At 31.9% G+C, this 6,254-nt stretch carries 9 protein-coding genes; all 9 read left to right on the forward strand.

What is annotated here, in order from left to right; all coding sequences use genetic code 11:
- Positions 1-62 precede the first annotated feature (62 nt).
- Genes JK216_RS02865 through JK216_RS02905 form a run of 9 tightly spaced genes read left to right on the forward strand, consistent with a single transcriptional unit; the run spans position 63 to position 6,180 of the window.
- Positions 63-494 (forward strand): hypothetical protein, encoded by a 432-nt coding sequence (locus JK216_RS02865; RefSeq protein WP_212711218.1) that lies wholly within the window; start codon positions 63-65, stop codon positions 492-494.
- Between the two features lie 60 nt (positions 495-554).
- Complete coding sequence (locus JK216_RS02870; RefSeq protein WP_212711219.1) at positions 555-1,043, forward strand: hypothetical protein; 489 nt, start codon at positions 555-557, stop codon at positions 1,041-1,043.
- The gene (locus JK216_RS02875; RefSeq protein WP_212711220.1) at positions 1,030-1,308 is read left to right on the forward strand and encodes a hypothetical protein; all 279 of its coding nucleotides are present in this window, start codon (positions 1,030-1,032) and stop codon (positions 1,306-1,308) included. The genes JK216_RS02870 and JK216_RS02875 overlap by 14 nt, the downstream gene beginning before the upstream one ends.
- 5 nt (positions 1,309-1,313) lie before the next feature.
- Complete coding sequence (locus JK216_RS02880) at positions 1,314-3,797, forward strand: DNA-directed RNA polymerase (RefSeq protein ID WP_212711221.1); 2,484 nt, start codon at positions 1,314-1,316, stop codon at positions 3,795-3,797.
- Positions 3,798-3,840: 43 nt separating this feature from the next.
- Positions 3,841-4,314 carry a glycoside hydrolase family protein gene (locus JK216_RS02885; RefSeq protein WP_212711222.1) on the forward strand — a complete coding sequence of 158 codons (474 nt, stop codon included), beginning with the start codon at positions 3,841-3,843 and terminating at the stop codon, positions 4,312-4,314.
- A 2-nt stretch (positions 4,315-4,316) separates the two neighbouring features.
- Positions 4,317-4,556, forward strand: coding sequence for a phage protein (locus tag JK216_RS02890; protein WP_212711223.1), 240 nt, complete (start codon positions 4,317-4,319; stop codon positions 4,554-4,556).
- A 1-nt stretch (position 4,557) separates the two neighbouring features.
- Positions 4,558-4,806: a hypothetical protein gene (locus JK216_RS02895; protein WP_212711224.1), complete on the forward strand. Its 249-nt coding sequence runs from the start codon at positions 4,558-4,560 to the stop codon at positions 4,804-4,806.
- 11 nt (positions 4,807-4,817) lie between these two features.
- The gene (locus JK216_RS02900; RefSeq protein ID WP_212711225.1) at positions 4,818-5,108 is read left to right on the forward strand and encodes a hypothetical protein; all 291 of its coding nucleotides are present in this window, start codon (positions 4,818-4,820) and stop codon (positions 5,106-5,108) included.
- Positions 5,109-5,121: 13 nt separating this feature from the next.
- Positions 5,122-6,180 carry a portal protein gene (locus tag JK216_RS02905; protein WP_212711226.1) on the forward strand — a complete coding sequence of 353 codons (1,059 nt, stop codon included), beginning with the start codon at positions 5,122-5,124 and terminating at the stop codon, positions 6,178-6,180.
- Positions 6,181-6,254: the final 74 nt, after the last annotated feature.

Genomic DNA, 6,254 nt, shown 5'->3' on the forward strand with positions numbered 1-6,254 from the left:
ACATAGGAACACAAATCAAAATCGCAACGGACTGCGATTCAACTACACAAGGACGTATTAAAATGGACAACTCACAACCACATTATTTTTATATCATGGACATTATCGGTACTGAGGCTATTAAATTCGGTATCACCAATGATCCAAGTGTAAGACTTCATCAACTCAATTCTAATAATTTTTATAAGTGTGAACCACTGGCAGTATTCACCGGTTCAAAATCAGAATGTGAACGTATCGAGCGATATCTGAAAAAATGGATTTTTCATGGTTACCTAGGAAAAAATGCTTTAAGGGATGGGCACACTGAGACTACACCGGAAGCTAATATTGAAAATATTTTTGAAAACGCTTCTAATTTTTTAACATATTTAGATGATTATGAATTCATGTATGGCGATGAATTACGTGAGCATATTAATAATAAAGCAAGAGTTCAACGCCACCGTAAAAACAAACAAAGCTATAAAGATAGTTTCAAAAATAAAAAATAAATAAACACTAAATAAACCAATCTCCGATAAATACTAAAAACATTTACCGGGGATTTTTTTATGAATTTTAAATATGAAATAACCACAGAGAATAATAACACTTATGTAATTAAAAACGATTGTTTTTATATCTCTAATTATTATAGATACTACCAGTACTACCAGAGTTTCCTAACTCGCCCTACTCAAGATATACCATCACTATTCAAATCAGAACCTATAAAACATTTTATAATTTATATAGAAAACACTTTCCACGCCACCATAAATCAAATTAGCTATAGCATTACACTACCAGATTTTAAAATGTCTAATGATTATTTTTGTTTTGAAAAGAATATTGAAAATAATCAAATAACGAGATTCTTTGATCAACTTTCCGAAGAAGACGATTTTAATCTTTTGGTAAGTAGTAAAGGTGAATACTACGCTAAAGCTTTAAAACTCAGAAAAATATTCTCAGATGTCACACAAAGAATGAGAAACTATAATTTTAACTATTATAATCTAAAAGAATTAGAAGGAAAAATTGAAAATGCTATTAAGTGAAATCACCCAACATTTTAAAAAACAGAACTATAAACCACTACAATATTGTTATCAAAACAATATATATGGCGATGAAACAATTTATTTTGACACAACGAATAACATCAGAATTATAGTCAATAATGATAAATATTATATTAATAATGATTCATTTGATATTAATGATTTTGTAGAAACTGAAGAGTTACCTACTAATACAGATATGAAAATAATCAATTCTTTAAAAGAAAATAAAAAGAAGATTATAATTTTTAAACGGGAATGAGAATTATGGATGATGAAATTAATAAACTTATACAACTCTACGGATTGGATTTAGTAAAGCAGCAAATTGATTTTGAACAGCAATCATTGGAAGATTCAATTTATAAAAAGCAGCAGACAATCATTCATAGCATTGACAAAGGTACGTCAGCGATCCAGCCACCAGTTTCATATTTCGTTAATAACATTACAGAAACCACAATTAAATTAACTGACAAATTCATAGCCGAGCAATCCGGCAATAAAAACAAAAAAAGAATTTATAATATTCTTGTGGATTTAAAAGAGAAAAATTTATTAGAGAAAGCAATTTTTATATCAGTATCTTCATCTTTCAATACCATTTTATCTTTAAATCCCAAACAGCACGAAATTACAATTCAAAAACTGGCTTTGAATATTGCCGAGAACATACAGAATGAAGAACGAGCACAATATATAAAAGAAAAAAGTCCGGATAGATTTAAATATCTACTGACAGGAGTGAAAGAACGTATTTCTGTATTAAACAAAAAGCAGGTATTAAAACGTTCTGAAGAATTCGTCCCAGGATTTGAATATCGATCCAAAGAATTATCAGCATTGTTAGGTAGTTATTTTATTGACTGTTTGATTACTTATAAGATTCTTGAGTCGAAAGTGATTTTTAAATCACCGACAAAATCACTCACTGTAATTAATTTCACACAAAGCACAATGAGGATGATCAACAACAATATTAACAAATTTATCAACACGCTCGTCCCGAAACATTTTCCTACATTTATACCACCAAAATCATGGACAGATCTTACAGGTGGCGGTTATTACACTGAGTGCTTTAATGAACAACTTTTTAGAATGCCTAAGAATAAAATGTATGAGCATTTTGAAAATCAAGACTGTTCGAAACTGATGATAGTAGCTAACAAACTACAATCCGTCCCGTATAAAATTAATGAAAAAGTTTTAGAGCTACTCAAAGAAATAAATAAAATGGATTATCCTATCTTAGGAATACCTCAAAAGGTATTAAGAGATAAACCATTATTTGAATCACATTGGACAAATGAAAATAATACTGAAGAAATTAAAGAGTGGAAAATAAAAACAAGAAAATGGTATGCGACTCAGAAGAGCAATCAGTCGATTTATCTACAATTTATTAATACTGTTTCGATTGCTGAAAAATTCAAGAATTACGAGAAGATTTATTTCCCGTGTAACTATGATTACAGAGGACGATTGTATTACATTCCAGCAATTTTGAATCCTCAATCACATAGTACTGCCAAAGCTCTTTTAACTTTTAGTGAAGGCTCACCAATAGGTGCTGAAGGATTTGAATGTTTAAAGATACATGGTGCGAATGTTTACGGAAAAAGTAAAATTAGTAATACTGACAGAATTAAATTTATCAACGACAACCATAATGAAATCATTCAAGCAGCTACGACACCTTTAGAATCATTGTTTTTAGAACAATCCGAAGAACCTATTTTATTTTATGCGTTTTGTTGTGAGTATAAGAATGTTATTGATTATGGATTGTCATACAAGACTACGTTACCAGTATCGTTAGATGGTAGTAATTCAGGCCAACAACATTTAGCCATGCTTTCAAGAGACGAAGAAACAGCTAAAGAAGTCAACTTACTGCCATCAACGGAAGACGAAAAGCCAAACGATTTATATCAGATGGTTGCTGATAAAGTAATAATTAAACTACAGAAAATAGTTGAACTCAACACTGACAATAAAATAGTCATTGAAACAACAGACAGCGGTGAGACATACGAGAAAGTATTAAAATCAGACTCTACATTAGCACAAGAATGGTTAGATTTTGGTATTACTCGAAAAGTTACTAAGCTTCCAGTGATGACAAGTGTCTATAGCGTCACTATCAACGGCATTAAGAATCAGTTACTGGATGATGTGTTGAAGAACACCGAGTATGACAAATCATCAGCCCATGCTTCATTTTTATCAAAAATAATTTTTGATGAATGTCGATCCCTGAAAGCAATGTCAGTACTGTCATGGTTTCAAACAATCGAACGTTCTCAACTGGCGAACAGTGATACATTACGATGGACAACACCAGACAAAATAGAATGGCGACAACATTATTACAAAAGTAATAAGAAGACGGTTAGAACACTTATTCAGGGTAATCTAAAAAGATTTTTACTTAATATTGACAACGATGAAATAAATCCTAGACGTAGTATAAATGGCATCAGTCCTAATATAATTCACTCACTTGATTCATATCATTTAAGAACAGTTGCTGAAAAGTTTGATTTTCCACTTATGGTAATTCATGATTCATTTAGTACCACTGCTGGTAACATTCCAGAATTGAAAAGAACTATTCTTACAGAATTGGTTAATATGTATGAAGATTCAACAATTTTAGATTCAATTGAAAAGCACAGTGATACTAAACTTGAATTAGGTAATTTGAATATTCAAGACGTTTTAAAGTCCATCTATTCATTTAATTAAAACTTTAACCATCTAAAGGGAATAATAATACTTTAGGTGGTTTATGGATATTTTTAATTTTATAGAAAGTGATGAAGGAATGAAACTTACAATGTATAAAGATACATTGGGGTATTGGACAATTGGTATAGGGCATTTAATTTCAAAGAATTCAGATAAGAATTATAACATTGGATTATTAGATAAATTATTCAACCGTTCAACTAACGGAATTATTTCAACTGAAGAATGTAAAAAATTATTCAATCAAGATTTAACTACACTATATTATAATATTAAATCATCATCATTGAATTCATTATATCAATCACTTGATAGTAATAGACAGATGGCGTTAGTTAATATGTGCTTTCAGATGGGCGTATCTGGTGTTTCTCAATTTCACAATGCTTTAGCAGCAATGAAAATTCAAGATTGGAATACGGTAGCTAAAGAATTAAAAGACTCAACGTGGTATCGACAAACACCGAATAGAGCCAAGAAAATGATAAATATATTTTTAACAGGAGTTATTTAAAAATGATATTAGATGATATCAAACAAATGTTTGATGATGAAAATAAAGATCCATTAATTTCAAAAGAACTTTACGAATATATGGGTAAATTGTTTAGTTATGAATATCTTCAAATGTCTGGAGTATTAGATCAGATGCGAATTTCTGGATATTCACAGGAATATATTTCAGGCTATTCAAAGGCAATGTTTGATTGTCAAAATATTTTATCTCAAATTTATAATAAAGAGGACGAAGAATAATATGTGCTATAAAGCAAAAAGTAATGTTGCGACTACCACCGTATCTTCAACGCCAATCACACCAGCGCCATTAGCCAATACCGTTACAGACGATGGCATCGTTTTTGGTGATGGTTCAGAAACCAGTAATGACACTGGTACAAAAGCGTTAACGAATAACCTTGATACTAACAATGATAGTACTGACACCTCGACTACTAATGGTACAACAAAAAAGGTATCAGCAATAACAAACACTAATTCACTATAAGGATATTAATAATGGGATTTTTTCACAAGATCACTTCAGCTATAGGTAAGGTAGCAAAAACCGCAGCTACAGTAGCTGTAGCACCAGTAGCAGCAGTCGCTGGTATTGCTGGACAAAGCCAATCAGGCGCTGTTGCCAGTGATGATACTAATACACAAACGGCGGTTCAAAATGATCTATCTGATTCACAGGCAGATACAGAAACTAATGATACGACTCAATCGCAAATAAACAAAACGCTGGCTAAAGGTAAATCTTCATTAACCATTGCCCGTAGTGGCGGATCAGGTTTAAACATTTAAAGGAGAAATGAATATGGCAAGGATGCCTAAAAAACAAAAATGGACACCTCCAGAAATTTCAATTTCTCAAACTTATGAGAAATTGGGGATGGAACGTCAGCCATACATTGACAGAGCCATAGATAATGCGAAACTAACAGTACCGTCATGGTTTCCAGACCTTGAGGAGTATCAGTACAATAATTATACTTCGTATGAAAGATACAAAACTCCTGAGCAATCTATGGGTGCTTCTTGTGTAAATGGGCTTTCAAGTAAATTATTCCAGGCATTGTTCCCAATAAACGTACCGTTTTTCAAATTGAGTTTGAATGAGTATCTCGTAAAACAATATGATCCCGCATCAACTGAAGGTGCTCAAATTGATCAAAGTTTATCGATGATTGAAAGAATTCTTTCAACTTATATGGATCAGAATAGTTATAAAGGCACGTTGAGCAATCTAATCAAGCAATTAATTGTCAGTGGTAATGCTTTAATGTATATGCCTAATCCTCAAGATAACCAGCAGTACAATCCACCGAAATTATACAAACTTTATAACTATGTAGTTCAGCGTGATGGATTTGGTAAAATTATGAAATTAATTACCGAAGACATTACTTCATACGGTTCATTAAATCCTGTAATTCAAGATATGATTTCTAATGATGGTTATGAAGATGATTCTTTGATTAAAGTTTACACACATGTTTATTATGATTATGAGAATAAAATTTATCATTCATACGAAACTATTGAAGATAATTACATCGAAGGATCTCATGAAACTTATCCAGAAAACGCATTACCATTTATTGCGGTTAGATTGACTAAGATCGATGGTGAAAATTACGGTAGGTCATACGTAGAGGAATATTATGGTGATCTAAAATCTTTAGAAGATTTCAGTAAAAGTGTCCGCGAATATACAGTTATCTCATCGAAAATTATCGGTATGGTCAACCCCACAGGAATCACATCTCCTAAAAGAATTACCAAAGCGAAGAACGGTGACTTTGTACCGGGCAATCCTAACGATGTCGCATTCTTACAACCAAACCCCGGAAACTCATTTCAGATGCTTCAGTGATCTTACCCAGCAATAGTGGACACGCGACTAAGTGAGTAAACTCTCAACTCAGAGGTGAGTCACATGACAAAGCC

Source organism: Tatumella sp. JGM94, assembly GCF_018257595.1.
GTDB classification, from domain to species: Bacteria; Pseudomonadota; Gammaproteobacteria; order Enterobacterales; family Enterobacteriaceae; genus Tatumella; species Tatumella punctata.